The sequence below is a fragment of the Streptomyces sp. NPDC006743 genome, from assembly GCF_040703815.1.
GTDB lineage: Bacteria > Actinomycetota > Actinomycetes > Streptomycetales > Streptomycetaceae > Streptomyces.
In genome coordinates, this window is the sequence record NZ_JBEYJA010000001.1 from 244,506 (window position 1) to 265,317 (window position 20,812).

Here is a 20,812-nt window from a genome sequence, read left to right on the forward strand (position 1 = left end):
GGCCACGCGAGGCAGGACGGGACAGACGGCCCCGGACCCCTTGATCAGCTCTCGACGAGGATGCGTTCGACCGCGTCCGCCACCATGTTCTCGGCCCGGCGCCGGGCCGACCAGCTGCCCGGCCGGGGGCGCTGGAGAGCGGAGGGGCTCGACGGGTTTCGGACCGCGCCGGAGCGCTGTGGACCGGGCTGAAAACAGGGATGAAGGCAGGACAGAAGGGCTGAGGGAGCGGCCGGGAACACCGGGGACCACGAGAGGCGAGCGTGCGATAGGTTGCCGGGCATGACCGGACTCGGACCCCTCGCCTGGCCGCCTGCCCCGATCAGGACCGAGCGGCTGGTGCTCCGCGAGTCCGAGGCCCGGGACCGTGCGACGTTCGTCGAGCTGCTCGCCTCACCGGAGGTGCACACCTATCTCGGTGGCCCCCGGTCGCGTGACGCGCTCGAGGACACGCTGCCGGCGGTGCCCGGCGCGCGCTCCGGTCTTTTCGTGGCCGAGCTGGACGGAGCGATGATCGGCACCGTCGAGTTCAACCGCCGTGACGCTGAGCCTGGCGGCCAGGTCCCGCCGGGCGCCGGGGAGGCGGAGATCGGCTACCTGTTCCTGCCCCGGGCGTGGGGGCGCGGTTACGCCGCCGAGGCGTGCGCGGCGGCACTGGGCTGGTTCGCCGGGGTGTGTCCCGGCGAGCCGGTGGTGCTCTGCACCCAGACCGCCAACGACCGCTCGATGCGGCTCGCGGCGAAGCTGGGGTTCGCCGAGGTGCGGCGGTTCCGGGAATGGGGCGCCGAACAGTGGATGGGGGTGCGCTCCTGCCCGGCGCAGTCCGGTCGAGCGTCCGCCCCCTCGGGCGGCCCGTGCGGTCCGGCCGCTTCGGGCGCCCTGCCCGGCGTACGGGACGGGGCCGACCGGAACGGCCGGGCCCCGCTCAGCTGAACCCGGGCGCACACGTAACGCACTCGATCGGTCGACACCCGGCCAAAATTCGCCATTTCTTCTCTGACCGGGTGTTCACCCCCGCGCCACCGTGACTCCCCCGGAGCGCCGCCCACCTGCCGGAACCTCCTGGCCGTGACGAGGCACCATCATCGCGTCCCAAGAAGTGGAGAGCATGACCGGCAGGGGCAGACGATCAACTGTGCGCAGGGCAGGGGCATTGGCCGGTGCCGCCGCACTGACCGTACTCGGCGGGGCCGCGCCCACCTGGGCGGCGCCCGCGGGCCGGCGCGACGGGCACGTACCTCACCCGGCGGCGCAGGCAGCGCGCCACCGTGTGATCTCCCGGTCGTCACCGCGGCGGCGCGGCCGTCCGCGACCGCGCCGCTCGGTGCCCGGCCGCCGGCGACGGCGGCCGGGCCGGCGCCCCTCGTCCGGACTCCCCGGCTGTTCCGCTTCCGCCTCCCGCGTCCGCGCCCACCCGTGATCCGCCCGCGAGGCGCCCCGGGGCGAGGGCGGCACGGCCGCCGGGCATCTCGGGGAGCGGTGCGACCTGACCCCTTGTCAGCGAGTTCGGCCCTCCTTACCTTTGTGCAGCGAGTCCTTGGCCCGGCTGGGCCACCGGCCCGCGACGGCAATTGTCCGCTCCTCAGCGCACGACAGACCATGGAGGCGTCCCATGCCCGTAGCCGTGCCGGAACTTCTGGAGACCGACGGATTCCGCGACGCGGGTCCGCTGGAGGTCGACGACGAGGCGATCGAGTTCGAGGACGACGACCGCGGCGACCGCGAGCCCACCGCGTGCCTCTCCGACCCGTGGGTGACCGCCACCACCCGCTTCGCGTGTGACCTGAACTCGTAGCGGTGGCCGTTTCCATCGCCGGCCGCAGCGGCTGGTCCGACGACACGTGGTCGTACCTGAACGACCCGCGGATGCCGGCGATGGAACACGGCTGGAAACTGCACGTCTCGGCGCGGCCCGGCGACCTCGGCGCGGTGACCGGGCTCGTCCTGCCGGTGCTGTCCCGGCACGTCTGCCACGCGAAGTTCGCCCGTGACCCGCAGACGCTGCGCCGCCTCAACTCCGGGGTGGTGAGCCCCGCGGCCGTCGGCAAGGCGATCACCGTCTACCCCCTGGCCGGCACCGTGGTCGAGATCGCCCGGGAACTCGTCGCCGTACTGCGTGACCGGGAGGGCCCACCGGTCGTCAGCGACCGCCGGGTCGACCCGGGGGCCCCGGTCTACTACCGCTACGGCCCCTTCACGGGCGACTACCGGACCGGCCGGAGCGGGCGGCTGGAATCCGTCATGACCGGGCCGGACGGCCGGATCTTCGACGGCCTGGCCACCGGCCGCTACCGGTGCCCGCCCTGGGCCGAGGACCCCTTCGCGCCCGGCTCCGGACACGGTGACGAGCCGTCCGTGCCCGGCCTCGGCGGCGGACGCTACACGGTCACCGCGGGCATCAGGCGCTCACCCCGGGGCAACGTCTACCGCGCGGTCGACCGCACTTCGGGGCGGCCGGTGGTGATCAAACAGGCGAGGGCCTTCGTGGGCGAGGACGAGTCCGGTACGGACGCCCGCCACCGGCTGCGCAACGAACGCGCGGTCCTCACCGCGCTCGACGGCGTCCCGGGCGTGCCCCGCGCACTGGACTACTTCGCTCACCAGTGCGACGAATACCTCGTGATGAGCAGCTGCGGCGACCGGGACCTGCGCCGGGAGGTCCTGCGCGACGGCCCCTACCGGGACGACGGCACCCGGCCGGGGCGCACCCTGTCCGCCCTCGGCTCCCGGCTCCTGCGCGTCCTGGACGCCGTCCACGACCGGAACGTGGTCGTCCGTGATCTCAAGCCCGACAACGTCGTGCTCGACGCCTCCGGCCCCGGCCACTGCCATGTGATCGACTTCGGGATCAGCGAGCGGGACGGCACCGGGCCGGGAGGCGAGAGCCCCGGATACAGCGCGCCGGTTCTGCGCGCGACCGGACCGGCCGCCCCCGCCGACGACCTCTACGCCCTCGGGGCGACCCTCTTCTTCGCCGCCACCGGCATGGACCCGGTGATCGTCGACGCCGACCACGGGGTCAACCGGGACCGGACCCTGGCCTGCCTGGCCTGGGCGCTGCCCGGGCGCGCGCACCGGCGGATCCGGTCGTCGATCACCGGCCTCCTGAGCTTCGACCCGGCCGTACGGACCGCGGCAGCCGACCGCCTGCGCACCGGCACGGCCGGGCGCGCACGCCGGCCCGCGCGGCCCCGGATCGACAGCGGCCTGCTGGACGAGATCATCGAGCACACGACCGCGTTCTGCGTCGGTGAGGCGCACGCGATCGTGGACCCGGTACGGGCCGCCCGGCTGAACGTCCCCACCTCGATCGACGTCTACGGCGGCAGTTCCGGACTCGGGCTGGAACTCCTCCACCATGCGCACCGGCCTCACGTGCGCTCGGCCGTCACCGCGTTGGCGCGGTGGACGGCCCAGCAGACCAGGAACCTCCCCCCGGGCTTCTACACGGGACGCACCGGCGTGGAACTCTTCCTCGCCGAGGCGGGGTGGGATGCGGGGCCGGGCGCGGACGCGCGGTCCGGACACCCCGTCCCCGTCCTGCCGGACCGCGCACCGGACGGCGGGCCGCCGGAGGCGGACCTGATCGCGGGCGCCGCCGGTATCGGCATCGGCCGGCTGCTGCTCGCCCGGCACGCCCTCCGCTCCGGTGACCGGCGCGCCGCGGACGGGCACCTCGCCGTCGCCGCCGGCTGCGACCGGATGCTGGCATCGGGAACCGCCCGGCTGACCCCGGCCGGTTCGGACACGGCCGGCAGCGCCGCGCTCCGCGAGGGCATCGCGCACGGCGAGGTGGGCGTCGCCTGCTTCCTGCTGGAACACGGGCGCGCGAGCGGCGACCGGGACGCGATCAGCCGCTCCGCGCGGGCCGCCGCGCGCCTGGCCGCCGTGACACCGGACCTCATCGCGGCGGCGGCCGAGCCGGGGGCGACGCGCCGCTACGGCTCGTGGTGCCGGGGTCTGGCGGGCATCGGGACCGTACTCGTCCGGGCGGCCGGTCTCCTGGACGAGCCCCGGTATCTCGGCCTCGCCGCGCGGACCGCGCGCGCCTGCGCCGCACTGGCACCGCGGATGCCCCTGGTCACACAGTGCTGCGGACTGGCCGGAGCGGGCGAGCTGATGGTGGACATCGCGGAGGCGTCCGGGGCCGAGGAGTTCCGGTACGCGGCCGAGACCGTCGCCCTGCTCATCCTGAGCCGCAGCGGCGGCACCCCGTCCCGGCCCGTGTTCCCGGACACCGGTCTCACCGGGCCGAGCGCCGGCTGGGCCGGAGGCTCCGCGGGCGTGCTGGCCTTCTTCAGACGACTGCGCGACGGGGGAGGCCCCCGCCTCGGCCTCCTCACCTGACCCCTCGTCACCGGCAGCACGGTGCCCCCCGCCTGGGAGAGTGCTGTCGCCGCCGCGTCCGCGCACTCCGGCACCTCCCGGTGACCGCGGCCCGGCCCACGGCAGCCCCGTCATCGAGCGGGCGACGCCGGGGGCGGAGACGTGACCTGGAGGCCGCGCGGGTTCCTGTCGCGCGGGTCCGTCCCCGCCCCCGGCTGCAACGCGCCTACCCCGGATCCCGTTTGGGACGCATTCGCCCGATGCGACCCCTGACCCTCCTGTGCATGCCTGCAGGGCCCGGCCGTGTTCCCGGCCGGGCCCTGCGAGGAGTGTGTGCCGTGTCAGGTCACCATCGGTACCAGCGACCGCGGCCGCCCCCGGCGTTGGTGGAGCGCATGACGAACCCGAGCAGCCACACCACCAGGACGATCAGCGCCACCCACCACAGAATCTTGAGGGCGAAGCCGGCGCCGAAAAGGATGAGAGCGAGAAGCAGGACCAGCAAAAGGGGAACCATGGTTATCGACCTCCTGACCTCCGGCTGCCCTGCATTGCGGAGTACATTCCTCGCTCGCGCCTTTGTTTGTGACGCAAGAGCCAGGGCACAAGCCGCTCACCGATACAGCGAACAGACGCTCTGAGGAGGCTCAGATCATGAGTGCCGGTGAGAAGGCCAAGGCGAAGACCGAGCAGGCCGAGGGCAAGGCCAAGGAAGCCGTCGGCAGCGCCCTCGGCAACGACCGGATGGCCGCCCAGGGACAGGCCGAGAAGAGCACCGGCGACGCCCGCGAGGCCAAGGAGAAGGCCAAGGACGCCTTCAAGCACTGACGTCCCTTCGCTTCACCCCGCCATCGGAAAAGGGGCCTCACCCTCGCAGGGGAGGTCCCTTTTCCTGCGCCTCCGTTTCCGCCACGCCTCGACCGGGTCTTTCACCGCCGGACCGTGCCGGTGTCACTTCGTCGGCGCGCTCGGAATGCGCGCGCTCGAAGTGAGCCGGACACGGGGCCGCGGAGCCGCCGGCGGGCTCGGCGCTGCGCCGCCGCCCTCTACGGCCACAACTCGGCGCTGTCGCACACGTGGGCGCCCATGTTGCGCTCCATCATGCGCAGGGCGGCGTCGGCGAGATCGCTGTGGATGTGCGCCACCGCGTCTCGTGGGACGACCACGTCGAGGTGGCGGATGTGGGCGTCCAGCGCCGAGTACAGCACGCACTGCTCCGTCACCTGCCCGCACAGGACCAGCCGGTCCACGCCCTGCTCGCGCAGCAGATAGGCCAGCGGGGTGTCGTAGAAGACCGAGTGGCGGGCCTTGAGGACGAACAGCGACGAATCGTCGGGCCGCAGCGGTTCGACGAGGTCGGCGTGGGGTCCGGCGAGGGCGTGCTCCAGGAGTTCGCCGTGGTGCGAGCGCCATTCGCCGAAGTTGTCGTTGACGTAGATCACGGGCACGTCCGCGCGGCGGGCCCGTCGCAGCAGGCCGGCCACGACCGGCACCACGGTACGCGCCGAGGGGAGCAGCAGGTCGGCGTCCTTGTGGTCGTAAGTGTTGATCATGTCGATGACGATCAGTGCGGACTTGCTCATGCGTACAGGTTCGCACCGGCGTGCGGTGGACGGCCGCCCGACGCGGGGGATCCTGGACGCCGTCCGCAATGCACTCGTCCGGCGGCCGCAGGGCCGGCGACTGCGGGCAACCGCGTCCGGAGGCGGGGAGCACCGGCCAGCGGGAGTTCACCTGGACGTGTCAGCGCACAACGGCGCACCCGGCCAGGGCGCCGCGGCTTCCGGCAAGACGGGGGAAGGCACTTGAGGTGCCGTCCCGCCGCCGTGCGGCCGTACCGCGAACCGAGGACGTCGGCGGGCGCCGCGGAGCGCGGTCGAGGTCCTCGGGGGCGCAGGGATACGGCCGTGCCGGGCGGCGTCGTCGAAGACATCAGCCGTGGGCCTTCGATGGCACCGGCGTCACCGCACCAAGCTGAGCAAGGGGCATCGCGGCAGGTGGAACGTTACGCAGGAGGCGTTGGCAGCGGATGCGGGAGGGCCGCGTGTCCGCACGTGCGGCGCGTCCGCCGCGGCGGACGGATCCGGGGTGCGCTCCCGTGCCGGGGCGGCCTGCGGCCGTCTGCGGAACGCGGGCGCGGCCCTCCATCCGCAGGGGCGCACAGTGGCGTTCCGCACACGGTCGGATACGGAGCGGGGTGGTGGGAGGGGGGTCGTGTGTGCCAGGCTGCAAGGACAACCAGCCTGGTCTGGTGAGGGGCCCCGCGCCGCCCTTGCAGGTCACCATCCGTGGTCGGGGCGCGGTACGGGTTGTCTCGCTCGGCTGTACGCGGCCCCATGCCGCGTGCTTGACGCCCCCGCTTCGCCGGGGGTGTGATGGGCCCGACCCCACGGAATCGAGGGGCGACCTTGAACGATTTCACCGTCCTCACACAGCAGCACACCGACCGCACCACGATCGCCGTGAGCGGGGAAGTGGACCTGCAGACCTGTCCACAGCTGGCCCAGGCCGCCTTCATCGCCGCCACGGAGAACGAGACGCTCCACCTCGACCTGTCGGGAGTGTCCTTCATGGACTCCAGCGGACTGAACCTGCTGGTCCTGCTCCGCCGCCGCCTCCAGGCGAAGGGCGGCCGCCTCACGGTCACCGGCCTCCAGCCCCAGCCCGCCCACCTGCTCCAACTGACCGGCACCTACGAAGTGTTCAGCGGCGCCTCCGCGTCCACGCCGCCCCCGCCCCACGGGCAACGCCCGTGAGCCAGGACACGATCCCGTACCAGGCGGCCTGACAACCCCGCCTCGCCCCGCAGCGACGCGGGCGGTGGCACCCTCCCCGCACCACCACCCGAACCGGCCCGGTCAGGGCCGAGCGGGTTCGGTGGCCCGCCGGGCCGCAGGATCCGCCGGGCCGCAGGGGTCGCCGGGTCTCAGGATCCGCCACCGAAATCCACTGGCGGAAAGGAATCGTTGCGCACCAGGATCCGCTCATGGACTCAGGTGCGCGGGACGACGAAGCAGCGGTGACTCGGTGGACTCCTTCCACCCGCTACCCCGACATGTGGGTCGACCCGGACGACGACCCGCGCGAGACCGCAGCCGGGCCGGTCGGCGAACGCGGCACGCTGCTGGACAGTCTGCGCCACTTCCGCCTGACCATCGAGATGAAGTGCGCGGGCCTGGACGCCGAACGGATGGCCCGGCGCTCCGTACCGCCGTCCACGATGTCCCTGCTCGGGCTGGTGCGGCACATGGCCGAGGACGAACGGCACTTCCGCCGGATGGCAGGCGAGGACGTGCCCAGGATCTACCGCACCGTTGAAGACCGTGACGGCGACTGGAACGGCGCGGTCGCCGAGCCGTCGGTCGTGGCGGACGCCTGGCAGCGGTGGCGGGCCGAGAGCAAGGAGACCGACCGCTTCATAGCCGGCTTCGCCGACCTCGGCACCCCGACGGGGGAGGCGCCGCTCCGCGAGATCCTGGTGGCGCAGATCGCCGAGTACGCACGCCACTGCGGCCACGCCGACCTGCTGCGCGAGCGGATCGACGGCCGAGTGGGCCAGTGATCGACCGCAGCGTTGACGGTACGGCGGGAGCTGCACGTCCGGTTCTCGCCCGCTGCCGCCGGTCGGCCTCCTACGGACCCGCGCCCGCGGTGACCCCGAGCCGCTGGAACGGACGACCGCTGGAGCCGCACTCATCGCACGGGCGCACGGGGGCGGTCGCCGGCATCCCGTACGGTCCCGGACGGGATGCCCGAAGACCGTCACCGGCAGGGGCGCGCGGGGCGGGGTGCCCTGACCGCGCCCTTCTGGCGCGCGTGACGCGGTGCCCTGACCGGGCTCTCCTGACGTCCCGCGTGACGGGGGCCCTGACCGCGCCCATCTGACCCACGTGACAGGGTGCCCTGACCGCGCTCTCCTGGCCCGTTCCGGCGCGGCGCGGGCCAAGACCTGACCGTTCCGCCGGAGGTCTCACGCCCTGCCCGGCGGCGTGGACGGCCGCGGCACCGGGCCGCCCTCGCCGCCTTCCGCCTGGCACTCGAAGTCGTAGAGCAGGCAGCTCGCCACCGGGGTCGGCGTCGTGGGCCGGCTCGTGGGGTGGGAGGACGGGCCCGGGACGGCCCGGGGCGTCAGGGTGGGCGACGGCTCGAATTCGGAGGTGGCGCTGCCGCCGGCTCCGCCGAACACGGCCACCAGGATCCCGACGGCGGCGAGGGCGACGAGGACACCGACGGCGGCGACGAGGCGCGGAAAGGGCACGGGGGCGCTCATGAAGCGGGGTTCCTTCCGGAGTGACCAGGCCGCCGGACGGGGTCGGCGGCGGGAGTGGTCCAACGCGGCCGGCCGGGTGATGGTCACGCTCACGTCAACCTCCCGCACGCCCCGCAGAGTGCCGGGCGAGGCCCGGGCAGTGTCGGGACGGGACCGGGAGGGCGCCCGGACGGGACCCGCCGGGGGCGCTCCGGAGGGACCCGCCGGGCGGGTACGAGAGGGACCCGCAGGAGTGCTCCGGAGGGGCCCCGCAGGGCGGGCAGGAGTGCTCCGGAGCACCCGCACGGTGCTCCAGCAGGGACCCGCACGGTCCTGCGGCGACCGGCTGTGCCTGCCCGGCAGTCGTGCCCCGGCGGTCGGCTCTGCCCTGGCCCTCGGCGAGGCCTCCGCAGTAAGAGCTGCGAACAAAAGGGGAGTCCGATCAGCTCGCGGCGTCCGGTGCGTGCGATCGCAAGGCGCCGGAAGGTCCTTGTAGCGGAGCTGTCAGGACCTTTCGGCAACGCCGCGAGCGTGCGTGCCGGGCGTCGCGAGCCGGGCGCCCCTTTTGTTCGCAGCTCTAAGAGCTGCGACCCTCGGCTATGCCTCCGCGGTCGGCCGGACCTCGGCGGTCGGCTGGGCCTGGGCCGTCAGTCTGCTCAGCGTGCGGGCCGAGGGGGAGCCCGGGTCGGCGGTGATCAGGACGACTTCCTGGTCGTCCTCGGGGACGAGGAGGACGTCGCAGTTCAGGCGGAGCCGGCCCGCCGTCGGGTGGTCGATGGTCTTGGTGCGGTGGCCCGGGGCGTGCACCGGGCGGCTCTCCCAGAGCCGGCGGAACTCCTCGCTGCCCGCGTGCAGTTCGGCCAGCAGCGCGGCGAGCCGCGGATCGTGCGGGTAGCGGTCGGCGGCCCGGCGCAGACGCGCCACCGCGATGTGCCCGAACTCCTCCGTCCCGGAGCTTTCGCGCACCGCTCCCCCGCCGCCGAGGAACCGGCGGCGGGCCAGGTTCACTGTGCCCGTGGCCAGGTGGTCGCCCAGCAGGGCCTGGGCCAGCGGGTTCCAGGCGACGACGCCGTAGGTCGCGTCGGTGACGACCGCGCCGGTGTCCGGCAGGCGCCGGAGCATCCGGGCCACGTGCGGGCGCACGCGCCGGACGGCGCCGGCGGCGGGCGGCGGCGCGCTCGTGCCGGCCAGGCGGAACAGGTGGCTGCGTTCGGCCGGTGTGAGGCGCAGGGCCCGGGCCAGCGCGTCGAGGATGCGGGGCGAAGGACGGGGCCCGCGGGCCTGTTCGAGGCGGGTGTAGTAGTCGACGGACATGTGGGCCAGCTCGGCCACTTCCTCGCGGCGCAGGCCCGGCGTGCGGCGCGGGAGCCCGGCGGGCAGGCCGAGTTCGCGCGGGCGCAGGGCCGCGCGGCGCTCCCGCAGGAAACGCGCCAGTTCCTGCCGCGCCATCGCCGCTCCTCCCGCTCGCCTGGTACAGGTTGTCCCTGGCACGGCGGACACCGCCGGGGGACCGTGGCTGTCATGAACGATCGCACAGCACTGGTCACGGGTGCCAACAAGGGCATCGGCAAACACATCGCCCGCCTGCTCGTGGCGGAGGGTTTCACGGTGTACGTGGGCTCCCGCGACGCCGGGCGCGGACGGCGGGCCGTCGAGGAGATCGGGGGCGCCACGCGGCTGCTGGTCCTCGACGTGACGGACCCGGACGGCATCGCCGCGGCCACCGGGCAGGTCGACCGCCTCGACGTACTGGTCAACAACGCGGGCACCTTGCCCTCGCTCGCTCCGCCGACCGAGGCAGGCCCGGAGGAGTTCCGGCGTACGTACGAGGCCAACGTGTTCGGGGTCGTGGCGGTGACCAACGCCTTCCTGCCCGCCCTGCGCCGCTCGCCGCACCCCCGGATCGTCAACGTGTCCAGCGGGACCGGGTCCCTGACCTGGAGCACGAGCCCGAACCCCCAGTTCGTCCCGGGCAGCGGCGGCGCGGCCGCCTACCGTTCGTCGAAGGCCGCTCTGAACGCCCTCACCCTCCTGTACGCGCAGACCCTGGCCGGGGAGGGCTTCAAGGTCAACGCGCTCGCCCCGGGCCGGCGGGCCACCGATCTCGACTCCCGGTCGGACTCACCCGGCGGGGATCCGGCGGAGGCCGCCCAGGGTGCCCTGCGTCTGGCGCTCCTGCCGGACGACGGCCCGACCGGCGCCTTCTTCTCCTGGGACGGAACACCCGTGCCCTGGTGACCACTGGGACGAGCCCGGCCGCGTACCCCTACGGGGGAAGGGCGCGGTCGCGCCCCACCGCGGGGGACGGACCCGGCGGCGCACCACCGTGCCGTCGCACGGGGCGCGCCGCCGTGTGTCCGTCCCTGCCGTCGCCGTGCCGTCGCAGTTCCGCCGCTACGGCGTCACTTCAGGCAGCCGGGGGCCGGGAAGGCCGTCGTGGTGGCGGGGTGGCCGCCGCCCTCCATGTTGGTGACGAGCTTGGGCGCCGGGCCGCCGGCGCCGTCGATGCGGGCAAGGAAGCCGGCGCTCTCGGGCAGGGCGGGGTGACCGCGGTCGACGACGCCGCCGAAGCGGGTGTGGTCGTCGGCGTCCTCGAAGAAGGCGCGCGGGCCCTCGGGGCCGTTGCTGAGCACGGCCAGGGACCCCGCCCCGATGGACGCCTCCTTGACGATCGTGCAGCCGCGTGCGTCGGGGGTGCCGGCCTTGGGGAGCGGGAAGGTCTTGGTGCCCTTGTCGCTTCGCACCTGCAGCGCGGGGGCGGAGCCGCCCACGCCGGTCAGCCTCAGCGCCAGGTTCCCCTGCTCGCCCGTGCGGTGGCCGCTGTCCAGTGCGTCGAGGACGCGGAACATGTAGGCGTCGCCCGGCTTCCAGTTCGCCGACACGGCGCGGATCCAGGCCTCCGGGCCGCCCGCCTTCGGGTCGTTGCGCAGGACGGCGACCAGGTTCGGGCCGATGGAGACGGCCTTGCCCGCGTAGCGGGCGGCCGGGTCGGTGATGACGGCGGCGTGGGCGGTCCGGCCCGTGGCCGAGGCGGAGGCGGCCGGGAGGACGGCGGTGACGCCGAGGGCACTGACGAGCGCGGCGGCGGCGAGAGCGGAACGGCGCGCGGGCACGGTAGGCATGAAGGTGGCTCCTGACGAGACGCGGACGGAAGCGGAGACGGAAAGAGGAGCAGCAGGAGTAGGGAGGAGTTCGTGCCGCGTCTCACCCGGCGGCGCGGGCCGGCCGGGGAGGGTGGGGGGCGACAACAGGAAGAGTACGGAACCTGCTTCGACGGTTTGTCTCCCGGACTGTCACAGAAGAGCGACAGGAAGCGGAACGACTTCTCCCTGATGGGCTTCCCCGCGGACCTGACCGCCGGCCGCGGGGGCGGCGGTCAGGTCCGGCTGTACCGCTCCGTGAGGTCAGTGCCCGCCGCTGCGGGCGTCCGGCCGGTCGGCGGTGGCGGCGGCGAGGTCCCAGTCCAGGCGCAGGACCGCCAGGTCGTCGGTGTGCCGGTCGGCGTTGAGGGTGCGGGTCCGGGCGACGAGCCGGTCGAGGTGGGTGCCGGGGTCGGGGGCCTGGAGCGTGTCGATGATGCGCAGCAGGCCGTCCGCTCCGAGCCGTTCGTCGGTGCTGTCCGCGAATCCCTCGATGAGGCCGTCGGTGTAGGCGATGAGCCCTCCCCGGTCGGGCAGCGCGAGGGTGGTGGCGGTCCACTTGCCCAGTCCGGGGGCGATGCCGAGGGCGATGCCGTGGGCGGCGCTCACCTGCCGGGTGCCGTCGTCCGTGACGAGGAGGGGTTCGTGGTGGCCGGCCAGGTGCAGGGTGAGGGTGGCGGCGTCCGGGTCCAGGGTGATGAGGGTGCAGGTGGTGAACAGGTCACTGCCGGTGCGCTCGGCGATGTGGATCTGTTCCAGCAGGTGGAGCAGGTGCTGGTCGCGGTGGCCGCCGAGGGTCAGGGCGCGCCACGCTATGCGGAGGCAGACGCCGAGCGCCGCCGCGTCGGGGCCGTGGCCGCTGACGTCTCCGATGATCGCGTGGACCTGCCCGTCGTCGGTCTGGACGACGTCGAGGAAGTCCCCGCCGAGCAGGGCCTGGGCCCTTCCCGGGTAGTAGCGGCTGGACGCGGTGACGGCGGCGGAGGACAGGAGGGGTTCGGGCAGCAGGCCGCGCTCGAGGCGGGCGTTCTCCTCGGCGCGCAGGCGTCCGATCTGGAGGGCCGCGTTGGCGCGCTCGGCCTGCTTTCGCTGGATGGCGTAGCGCACGGCGCGCTGCATCAGGTCGGGCTCGACCTTGCCCTTCACGAGGTAGTCCTGGGCGCCGGCGGCGAGGGCGTCGACCCCGGCGCGGGGCTCGTCCAGCCCGGTCAGGACGATGATCGCGGCGTGGGTGTCCGCCTCGATCGCGTGGACCGTCTCCACTCCGGTCGCGTCGGGCAGGTGCAGATCGAGCAGGACGCAGTCGCAGGGGTGTGCCGCGAGGGTGCGGCGGGCCTCGGCGGCGGTGCGGCAGCGCGTGAGGGTGTGCGGCAGGTCGGTGTCGTAGAGGAGTTCCTCGACCAGGAGGGCGTCGCCGTCGTCGTCCTCCACGAGGACGATCCGGAACTGGCCCCCGCCGTCCGCGGCTCGGTCGGTCACGGCTGCGGCTCTCTCTCCTCGGACGCCGGCTCCGTCCCGGCGGCCGGGAGGGTGAAGACGACGCGGGTGCCCAGCTTGTAGTCGGGGTCGATCGCGATGCTCCCGCCGTGGAACTCCACGACCTTCTTGCACATGGCCAGGCCGATGCCGGTGCCCGGGTAGGCGTCCTTGGTGTGCAGCCGCTGGAAGATGACGAAGACCTTCTCCTGGAACTCGGCGGCGATGCCGATGCCGTTGTCGCTGACGGCGAACTCCCAGGTGTCGCCGTCCTGCGCGGCGCTGATGTGGATGTGCGGCGCGTGGTCGGGGCTGCGGAACTTGACGGCGTTGGACAGCAGGTTCTGCCAGAGCGTGCCCAGTTGGGTGGGGTCGCCGACGACGGTGGGCAGCGGGTCGTGGGTGATCTCGGCGCCGGTCTCCTCGACGGTCACGCTGAGATCGTCGAGCACCCGGCTCACGATCTCCTCCAGGTCGACGGCCCGGTGGTCGTTGTGCACGCGGCCGACGCGGGAGAAGGCCAGCAGGTCGTTGATGAGGTTCTGCATGCGGTTGGCGCCGTCGACGGCGAACGAGATGTACTGGTCGGCGCGGTCGTCCAGCTGCCCTCCGTACCGTCGTTGCAGCAGCTGTGTGAAGCTGGACACCTTGCGCAGCGGTTCCTGCAGGTCGTGGGAGGCGACGTAGGCGAACTGCTCCAGTTCCGTGTTCGACCGTTTCAGGTCTTCCGCCTGTTCGTCGACCATTTGCCGGGCCTCCTCGCTGACCTGCAGTTCCTCCACCAGGCGGCGGCGCATCGACTCCACGTCGGCGGCCAGCCGGCGCAGGTCGGCGGGGCCGGTGCCGGTGAAGGAGAGGTCGAAGCGGCCCCCGGCCACGTCCCTGGCCTGCGAGCCGAGCCGGCTGAGCGGGCCGGTGATGCCGCGGCGCAGCCCCTCGAAGACGAGGACCGCCAGCAGCACGATGACGACGGCGATGACGGCGAACATCCAGTTCCGCAGCGTCTCCGCCTGCCGCAGTTCCCGGGCGGCGGTGGCCCGCTCCTCCTCCAGCTGGGCCTGCTGCCGCGTCATCGCGTGCCGCAGCGCGTCGAAGGAGGTCTTGCCCTCCGCCGCCCGGTCCGTGGCGAGTTTCACGGCGTCGCCGGCGGATGCGGCGGAGACGGGGCCGGCTATCCGCCGCTGCCAGGTCCCGGCCAGTTTCTCGACCTCGGCGAGGTCGGCGGCGGCCTCGGGATCGCCCTCGACGAGGGGGCGCAGGCGCCCCAGCGCGGTCTTCTCGTCCCCCAGGCCCTGGGCGTAGGGCTGGAGGAAGTCGGAGCGGCCCGACAGGCCGTAACCGCGGATGCCGGTCTCCTGGTTGACCAGCGCCTGTTCCACGCGCATGGCCTGGATCAGGGCGGGGGAACGCCGGTCGACCAGGTCGGCGGTGATCTGAGAGGTACGCCACATGGCCCAGCCGCCGAGCGAACCCAGCATGGCCAGGACGACCGCCGCGGTCGCGACGCCGGTACGCAGCCAGCGCCGGGTGGTCCAGCCGGAGAACGCACCTTCGGTGTAGGACGGCTTGCTCTGCATCCCGCTTCGCGTCTCTCCCTCGGCAGTCCCGGACCCGGTCAGGCTCACGGCATGCTCACTTTACCCACGCTCCGACAACGTATGTTGTCCCGGGGGAGATCAACACCGTAGCCTGGGGCCATGCCTGGTTCCGTTCCGCCTCCCCAGCTCTCGCAAGAGACGGTCGCGCTGGTGACTCAGATGGTGGACGAACTCGCCCGGCGTCTGGCATCGGACCCCCGTGCCGTCGCCTCGCAGGCCGATTCCCCGGACGCGGCCCACCAGTCCCGTCGCCGGGCGCTGGAACGGCTGCGGCTGCTGACCGGCGTGAAGCAGGCCCTCCGGCAGCTGGAGGACCAGGCGGCCCGCACCGCGGCCGCCGGCGGAGCCGGATACCCCGAGATCGGCCGGGCCATCAGTATCAGCCGTCAAGGAGCCCGGCGCCGCTGGCCCGGGCTGATCACCGCCAGCGCACCCCCCGCCCACCCCCGCCCCACACCCCGGAGCTCGTGAATCATGGCTGCCGCCGCAACCCGCCCCAACGACGTGCTGCTGGTCGAGGACGACATCGCCGACGCGATGCTCATCCAGGACGCCCTCGCCGAGCGAGGCACCCGCAATCTCACCCAGGTCCCCGACGGCATCGCGGCCCTGGACTACCTGCGTGACCCGGCCAACGAGCGCCCGGACCTGATCGTGCTCGACCTCAACATGCCCCGTATGAACGGGCGGGAGTTCCTCGCCGTCGTCAAGGAGGACCCCGAGCTGCGGACGATCCCCGTCGTGGTGCTGACCACCTCGTCCGCGCCCGACGACGTCACCGGCGCCTACCGTCACCACGCCAACGCCTATGTCACCAAGCCGGTGAACCTGGAGGAGTTCGAGGCGGCGGTCCGCAGCATCGACACCTTCTACCTCGACATCGCCGTCAAGCCTCCGAAGGAGTAAGAGCTGCGGACAGAAGGGGAGTCCGGTCGGTTCGCGGTGTCCGTGCGCGTGCGACCGCGAGGCGCCGGAAGGCCGTCGTAGCGGAGGCACCGGCACGTCCCGGCAGTGCCGCGAGCGTGCGTGCGTGCCGCGCGTCACGAGCCGGGCTCTCCTTTCGTCCGGAGTTCCGGGGAACCGGAGTCCTGATGCCTGCAACCGGAGTCCTGGTGCCGGCCCGTGCCGCTGTTCGCTCGGTACGCCGACGGCCTGACGCCCACGTGTGCCAGGAACGCCGAGGACAGGCTGCCCGGGCCGGAGAACCCGCAGCGTTCGGCGATCTGCGCGACGGTGAGGCCGGTGCCGGACAGCAGCCGCCTGGCCCGCTCGATCCGCAGGCCGGTGAGGTACCGGTGCGGTGTCTGGCCCGTGGCGTCGCGGAAGACGCGGACGAAGTGGTAGACGCTCAGGTGCACTTCGCCGGCGATGTCCGCGAGCGTCAGCGGATCGGCCAGGCGCTCCCGCATGATCGCGAGGCCCGCGCGGACGGCCCCGTGCTCGGGGCCCGGGAGGCGGTGGTCCCAGCCCGCCCGGCCCCGCGTCAGCAGGTGCGTCACGAGGAAGGCGGCGGCCGACTCCGCGTACAGGTCACCGGCGTGTCCGGCGGCCGGCAGGGCGCGCACGACCTGTTCGACGACCTCGTCCCCCGCGGCCAGTCCGGCCCCGATCGCCGCGAAGTCGGGCGCCGGGCCGCCCAGTTCGGCCGCGATCCGTTCGACGGTGGCCCGCGGGACGTGCACCTGGACGCTCCGCATCGCCGACGCGGAGGCGGCACGGTAACTGCGCGTGGTCGGACGGCCGGGCACCATCAGCTCCAGGCGGCCCGGGACCCAGCGCCGCCGCACCGCCCTGCCCGCCCCGGGTCCGGTACTCGTCCCGGTTCCGGGGTCCGTGCCGTCCCGCACCCGCATCTCCGTCTCCCCGTCGACGGCCAGGACGAGATGCAGGTCCGCCACTCCCGGCAGCGCGAAGGACTCCACTTCCCGGGCATGGGTGAAGCACTGCACGAGCAGGGACCGCCAGCCCGCGGCGTGCCAGCTGCAGTGGGTACGCCGTACGAGCCCGCCGGTGTCGAGATCCGCGTACGGCGCCAGGTCGAAGTCGGGCGTGTCGAACACCCCGTAACCCTACGGCCGCTCCCGTCTCCCCCGGGCGTCGGCAGGCGGCCGGACGCCCGCCCGGCCGGCGCCGGCCAGTGAACTCCGGGCCGTCCGGGCCTGCTTGCCGAACCGGCAACAAGCCGTGCCGGATCCCGGGGAGCGGGACAAGACTCGGACGTGTTCCCCGACACAAGGAGCGTCCTGATGAGCACCACCGACCCGGTCACCTTCTGGGACGACGTCTACGCGGCCCGGCCGGCCGCCACCGATCCGCGGCCGAACGCACGGCTCACCGAGACGGTCACGGGCCTGCCGGCCGGCGACGCGCTCGACCTCGGGTGCGGCGAAGGCGGCGACACGCTGTGGCTCGCCGGCCAGGGATGGCGCGTCACCGCCGTCGACGTCTCGGCCGTGGCCGTCGAGCGGCTCACCGGCCTCGCCCGCTCACGCGGTCTGGGCGACCGCGTCACCGCCACGCAGCACGACCTGCGCGACTCGTTCCCGCCGGGCGCGTACGACCTCGTCAGCGCCCACTACCTGCACACTCCCCTCGAGCTGGACCGGGCGGCCGTCCTGCGCTCGGCCGCGCACGCGCTGCGCCCGGGCGGCCGGCTGCTGGTCGTCGACCACGGTTCGACGGCCCCGTGGTCGTGGAACCAGGATCCCGGCCTCCGCCACCCGGACCCGCGGCAGGTCGCCGCCGGCATCGGCCTCGACCCCCTCGCGTGGACGGTGGAGCGGGCCGACTCGCCCCGCCGCACCGCGACCGGGCCGGACGGGCGCACCGCGGAGGTCACCGACCACGTCCTGCTCATCCGCCGCACCACCCGGTCCTGACCGGACGCGCACCGCTCCCTTGGCCAGGTACCCCGGCTCCCCTTCCCGACCAGGAACCGCGCCTTTCCTTCGTGACCAGGTACCGCGGCCCTCCTCCGTGACCAGGCACCGCGCTCCTCTTCGTGACCAGGCACCGCACCGCCGTCCCCGACCCGTCCTCCGCACCGCCGTCCCCGACCGTCCGCCGCACCGCCGGAACCGGTGCGGCTCCCGCGAGGAGTCTCCATGGGCAGGACCACCGACCCCCGCCGCGGACGCCGCGGCGACACCCCGCCGCCCCGCACCGGCAGCAGCGAGAGCGAGGTGCTGCGCGGCTTCCTCGACTACCTGCGCGAGTCGGTCTCCGCGAAGGTGGAGAGCGCCCCCGAACCGGCGGTGCGGTCCGCCGGGGTGCCGTCGGGCACGAACCTGCTCGGTCTGCTCAACCACCTCACCTTCGTCGAGCGCGCGACGTTCCTCGGGGAGCAGGTGACCGACTGGCAGGCGACCTTCCACGCCGCTCCCGGGGACGGCGTGGCCGATGTCGTCGCCCGCTACCGGGAGTCGGTCGCGCAGGCGAACGGCGTACTCGACACATGTGCCGACCTCGGCGCACCGGTCCCCCGGCCCCGGCCCGGCCGCCCCGCTCCCAGCGTCCGCTGGGCCCTCACCCACCTGATCGAGGAGACCGGCCGGCACGCCGGTCACGCGGACATCCTGCGCGAGCTGATCGACGGCGCGACCGGACGCTGAGAAGGCCGACGGCCGGAGTGCCGCCCGCCGGAGCCCGGCGTCAGAAGAGGGTCTCGCCCCCGTCGACGGTGATGACCTGGCCGGTCACGTAGGTGTTGGCCATGAGGAACAGGGCGGAGGCGGCGGCCTCGGCCGCGGTCCCGAAGCGGCCGAGCGGAGCGCCCGCCCCGGCGGCGGCGACCGCGTCGTCGGAGCCCAGTCCCGGCCGCGAGCGCAGGAGCGGGGTGTCGATCCGGCCGAAGCGGACGGTGTTCACCCGCAGGCGTGCGGGGGCGAATTCGACGGCGAGGGCCCTGGTGAGCGTCTCCACAGCGCCCGCGGCCGACAGCAGGCTGCTCATCCCCGGCAGGGGGCGGACCACGAGGATCCCGGAGCTGAAGGTCAGCGAGCCGCCGGCGGGCAGCCGGGTCGCCACCGCGCGGGCGGCCGTGAAAGCCGTCTGCACACGGGACTCGAAGACCGTGCGGAGGTCTTCGGCCGACAGCTCGGTCACGGGGCCGGCGCCGCCGACGCCGCCCGCGGTGACGAACACGTGGTCGACGTGGCCCGCCGTGTCGAAGGCCTCGGCCAGGGTGCCCTCGTCCGCGCTGTCGCCCGCCACGGCCAGCACGCTGTCGTCGGGGTCCTCGGCCGGGCCGGCGGCGCGCACCCGGGCGACGGCGGCCTTCAGCCGGTCGGGGTCGCGCCCCACCAGCACGACGCGGGCGCCCACCGAGCGCAGCAGCTCGCCCGCCGCCAGCCCGATGCCCGAGCTTCCGCCGACCAGCACGGCGGTCGTGCCGGCCAGGGCGCCGGGCAGCGGGGATCGGACGGGGACGGGGTTCGGGGGAACGGGGGTGGCAGTGCTCATGGGAGAGCCTTTCGACGAATCGGACGCCACACGGTTGCCGGAGGGCGGCATGACAACAATAAACCATCTGGTTGTTTTACTCGGGACGATGCTGCCCTCCCGAGGGCGCAGAGTCAACCGGATGGTTTAATTCATCCCATGGCCTATGACGCGGAGGACACCAGACGGCGGATCTTCGCCGCCGCCGCTGCCGAGTTCGCCGACCGCGGCCTGGCCGGAGCAAGGGTGGACCGGATCGCTGCGGCCGCCAGAGCCAACAAGCAGGCCATCTACCTCTACTACGGCAACAAGGAGAAGCTGTTCGCGGCCGTCCTGCGGGCGAAGCTCGCGGAAATCAGCGTCAGCATCTCCGTCGATCCCGACGCGGTGGCCGAGTCGGTCGGGCAGGTCTTCGACTGGTACCAGCACCACCCGGAGCTGATCCGGCTGCTGCTGTGGGAGGCGCTGGAGACGGGCGACGGCGGGGACGAGGCGTGCGACGGCGCGACCGAGGCCGCGGGCGCACGGACGGGCGGTGACGGTGACGGCGGCGGCACCGGAGGCCGCGCGGACGAGGGCGAGCGGGACGGGGAGCACGAACGGGAGTTCCGTGACGCGTTCCGCGAGAAGGCGTACCGGCTCATGGGCGAGGGGCGTGGGGGCGGCGGCGTGGCACCCGGGCTGCCCGAGGACGCCCGTCTCCGCGTCGCCCAGGACCTGCTGTTCACCCTCATGGGACTGATCGCCTGGAACTTCGCGGTGCCCGGAATGTGCCGCATGGCCCTGGGCGAGCCGACCTACCGGGCCGCCCTCGCCCGCCGCCGCGCCACCGTGATCGAGACCGCCCGCACCCTCGCCGCCACCGCGGGCCGGCTCGGGAACGAGGCCGCCGAGCAGCGGGGCCCCTGAGCGACGTACCGGCGCGGTGGCGGGAAAGCGACGGTCAGGCGCCCCGCTGCACCGGGCCGACGAGGGTGCCGGGGGCCACGCTGAGCTTGCCGTCGGCGACGGACGTGCCGGGGATCTGGCCACCGGGGGCCCGCAGCGTGAACGACGCCTCGTCGGCGGCGGTGCCGCGGCGGGCGCTGGGGACCTGGATGTCGAAGTGCACCGGATGCCCCGGGCCGAAGGTCACCACGCCGCCCTGACTGCCGTAACGGCCCGCGGTGACGCCGGTCTCCGTGCCGTGGTGGGAGAACCGTACGTCCGTGGGTGAACCGGCCAGCTCGCACGAGGCGTACCCGCGCGGCGCGGTCAGCGTCACCCGGTAGTGGGTGTGGCCCGAACTGGCGGGCCCTTCGGTGATCTTCGCGAGGTGGTTGGCCGGCCGGCAGGCCGAAGGGGCGGCCGCGCGGGCGGGGGTGGGCGCGGGCGAGGCCTGGGCGGTTCCCCCGCCGGCGGCGACCGCCAGCCCCGCGACGGCGGTGACCGCGGCCACGGCGGCCGTGACGGCGGTGGACTTCCGGGTCGTACGCATCCTGAACACTCCTTGCCTTGCGTGATGGTTCGGCGGGTGTCCTCCGCCGAACCATGGTCAAGACAACTCCTGCCCCGTCCCCGTCCCGGGGAATGTCCCAGGACGG

Annotated in this window: 21 protein-coding genes and 1 pseudogene; 12 read left to right on the top strand and 10 right to left on the bottom strand. The window is 73.8% G+C overall.

Translation table 11 applies throughout. The features are described 5' to 3' along the window. Window positions 1–282 precede the first annotated feature (282 nt). From ABZ719_RS00990 to lanL, 3 genes and pseudogenes are all read left to right on the top strand, one after another. Window positions 283–810 (top strand): annotated as a pseudogene (locus tag ABZ719_RS00990) (GNAT family N-acetyltransferase); the annotation flags it as partial. An 802-nt stretch (window positions 811–1,612) separates the two neighbouring features. Further along, window positions 1,613–1,795 (top strand): SflA family class IV lanthipeptide, encoded by a 183-nt coding sequence (locus tag ABZ719_RS00995; protein WP_037860365.1) that lies wholly within the window; start codon window positions 1,613–1,615, stop codon window positions 1,793–1,795. A 2-nt stretch (window positions 1,796–1,797) separates the two neighbouring features. After that, window positions 1,798–4,347: a class IV lanthionine synthetase LanL gene (lanL, locus tag ABZ719_RS01000; RefSeq protein ID WP_366723130.1), complete on the top strand. Its 2,550-nt coding sequence runs from the start codon at window positions 1,798–1,800 to the stop codon at window positions 4,345–4,347. A 325-nt stretch (window positions 4,348–4,672) separates the two neighbouring features. Here the strand turns inward: lanL and ABZ719_RS01005 are convergent, their stop codons facing one another. Further along, window positions 4,673–4,843, bottom strand: a complete 171-nt coding sequence (locus tag ABZ719_RS01005; protein WP_027758556.1) for a hypothetical protein — start codon at window positions 4,841–4,843, stop codon at window positions 4,673–4,675. Window positions 4,844–4,980: 137 nt separating this feature from the next. Here ABZ719_RS01005 and ABZ719_RS01010 point away from each other — a divergent pair, with 137 nt between their 5' ends. Further along, on the top strand, window positions 4,981–5,154 hold the full coding sequence (locus ABZ719_RS01010; RefSeq protein WP_366723131.1) for a CsbD family protein: 174 nt from the start codon (window positions 4,981–4,983) through the stop codon (window positions 5,152–5,154). Between the two features lie 218 nt (window positions 5,155–5,372). Here the strand turns inward: ABZ719_RS01010 and ABZ719_RS01015 are convergent, their stop codons facing one another. Continuing rightward, window positions 5,373–5,909: an isochorismatase family cysteine hydrolase gene (locus ABZ719_RS01015; RefSeq protein WP_366723132.1), complete on the bottom strand. Its 537-nt coding sequence runs from the start codon at window positions 5,907–5,909 to the stop codon at window positions 5,373–5,375. A gap of 825 nt (window positions 5,910–6,734) precedes the next feature. Here ABZ719_RS01015 and ABZ719_RS01020 point away from each other — a divergent pair. Together ABZ719_RS01020 and ABZ719_RS01025 are read left to right on the top strand one after the other, a co-directional pair. Next, window positions 6,735–7,082 carry an STAS domain-containing protein gene (locus tag ABZ719_RS01020; protein WP_366723133.1) on the top strand — a complete coding sequence of 116 codons (348 nt, stop codon included), beginning with the start codon at window positions 6,735–6,737 and terminating at the stop codon, window positions 7,080–7,082. A gap of 230 nt (window positions 7,083–7,312) precedes the next feature. Continuing rightward, window positions 7,313–7,888, top strand: a complete 576-nt coding sequence (locus ABZ719_RS01025) for a DinB family protein (protein ID WP_366723134.1) — start codon at window positions 7,313–7,315, stop codon at window positions 7,886–7,888. Between the two features lie 408 nt (window positions 7,889–8,296). On the opposite strand, the gene ABZ719_RS01030 is transcribed toward ABZ719_RS01025, so the two are convergent. Together ABZ719_RS01030 and ABZ719_RS01035 are read right to left on the bottom strand one after the other, a co-directional pair. Continuing rightward, entirely contained in the window at window positions 8,297–8,596 is a 300-nt protein-coding gene (locus ABZ719_RS01030; RefSeq protein WP_366723135.1) for a hypothetical protein, read from the bottom strand. A 576-nt stretch (window positions 8,597–9,172) separates the two neighbouring features. Continuing rightward, the gene (locus ABZ719_RS01035; RefSeq protein WP_366723136.1) at window positions 9,173–10,024 is read right to left on the bottom strand and encodes a helix-turn-helix transcriptional regulator; all 852 of its coding nucleotides are present in this window, start codon (window positions 10,022–10,024) and stop codon (window positions 9,173–9,175) included. Window positions 10,025–10,096: 72 nt separating this feature from the next. Here ABZ719_RS01035 and ABZ719_RS01040 point away from each other — a divergent pair, with 72 nt between their 5' ends. Continuing rightward, window positions 10,097–10,813, top strand: coding sequence for an SDR family oxidoreductase (locus tag ABZ719_RS01040; RefSeq protein WP_366723137.1), 717 nt, complete (start codon window positions 10,097–10,099; stop codon window positions 10,811–10,813). 164 nt (window positions 10,814–10,977) lie between these two features. Here ABZ719_RS01040 and ABZ719_RS01045 read toward each other — a convergent pair whose 3' ends face one another. From ABZ719_RS01045 to ABZ719_RS01055, 3 genes are all read right to left on the bottom strand, one after another. Continuing rightward, the gene (locus tag ABZ719_RS01045; RefSeq protein ID WP_366723138.1) at window positions 10,978–11,697 is read right to left on the bottom strand and encodes a hypothetical protein; all 720 of its coding nucleotides are present in this window, start codon (window positions 11,695–11,697) and stop codon (window positions 10,978–10,980) included. Window positions 11,698–11,979: 282 nt separating this feature from the next. After that, window positions 11,980–13,194 carry a fused response regulator/phosphatase gene (locus tag ABZ719_RS01050; RefSeq protein ID WP_366723139.1) on the bottom strand — a complete coding sequence of 405 codons (1,215 nt, stop codon included), beginning with the start codon at window positions 13,192–13,194 and terminating at the stop codon, window positions 11,980–11,982. Then, a complete protein-coding gene (locus ABZ719_RS01055; RefSeq protein ID WP_366723140.1) occupies window positions 13,191–14,768 on the bottom strand; it encodes an ATP-binding protein in 1,578 nt (525 codons plus the stop codon). The genes ABZ719_RS01050 and ABZ719_RS01055 overlap by 4 nt, the downstream gene beginning before the upstream one ends. A gap of 120 nt (window positions 14,769–14,888) precedes the next feature. Here ABZ719_RS01055 and ABZ719_RS01060 point away from each other — a divergent pair, with 120 nt between their 5' ends. Together ABZ719_RS01060 and ABZ719_RS01065 are read left to right on the top strand one after the other, a co-directional pair. Next, window positions 14,889–15,260: a hypothetical protein gene (locus ABZ719_RS01060; RefSeq protein ID WP_366723141.1), complete on the top strand. Its 372-nt coding sequence runs from the start codon at window positions 14,889–14,891 to the stop codon at window positions 15,258–15,260. Between the two features lie 3 nt (window positions 15,261–15,263). Further along, the gene (locus ABZ719_RS01065; protein WP_366723142.1) at window positions 15,264–15,695 is read left to right on the top strand and encodes a response regulator; all 432 of its coding nucleotides are present in this window, start codon (window positions 15,264–15,266) and stop codon (window positions 15,693–15,695) included. A gap of 134 nt (window positions 15,696–15,829) precedes the next feature. Here ABZ719_RS01065 and ABZ719_RS01070 read toward each other — a convergent pair whose 3' ends face one another. Then, window positions 15,830–16,849: an AraC family transcriptional regulator gene (locus ABZ719_RS01070; protein ID WP_366723143.1), complete on the bottom strand. Its 1,020-nt coding sequence runs from the start codon at window positions 16,847–16,849 to the stop codon at window positions 15,830–15,832. Between the two features lie 186 nt (window positions 16,850–17,035). On the opposite strand from ABZ719_RS01070, the gene ABZ719_RS01075 reads away from it, so the two are divergent. Both ABZ719_RS01075 and ABZ719_RS01080 read left to right on the top strand, forming a co-directional pair. Beyond that, window positions 17,036–17,668, top strand: a complete 633-nt coding sequence (locus ABZ719_RS01075) for a class I SAM-dependent methyltransferase (protein ID WP_366723144.1) — start codon at window positions 17,036–17,038, stop codon at window positions 17,666–17,668. Between the two features lie 225 nt (window positions 17,669–17,893). Further along, window positions 17,894–18,400 carry a DinB family protein gene (locus ABZ719_RS01080; protein ID WP_366723145.1) on the top strand — a complete coding sequence of 169 codons (507 nt, stop codon included), beginning with the start codon at window positions 17,894–17,896 and terminating at the stop codon, window positions 18,398–18,400. Window positions 18,401–18,440: 40 nt separating this feature from the next. On the opposite strand, the gene ABZ719_RS01085 is transcribed toward ABZ719_RS01080, so the two are convergent. Beyond that, window positions 18,441–19,250 (bottom strand): SDR family oxidoreductase, encoded by an 810-nt coding sequence (locus ABZ719_RS01085; protein WP_366723146.1) that lies wholly within the window; start codon window positions 19,248–19,250, stop codon window positions 18,441–18,443. 138 nt (window positions 19,251–19,388) lie between these two features. Between ABZ719_RS01085 and ABZ719_RS01090 the strand changes: the two genes are divergently transcribed. Next, window positions 19,389–20,138: a TetR family transcriptional regulator gene (locus tag ABZ719_RS01090; protein WP_366723147.1), complete on the top strand. Its 750-nt coding sequence runs from the start codon at window positions 19,389–19,391 to the stop codon at window positions 20,136–20,138. Window positions 20,139–20,172: 34 nt separating this feature from the next. Here ABZ719_RS01090 and ABZ719_RS01095 read toward each other — a convergent pair whose 3' ends face one another. Next, complete coding sequence (locus ABZ719_RS01095; protein ID WP_366723148.1) at window positions 20,173–20,706, bottom strand: DUF4232 domain-containing protein; 534 nt, start codon at window positions 20,704–20,706, stop codon at window positions 20,173–20,175. Between the last annotated feature and the right edge of the window lie 106 nt (window positions 20,707–20,812).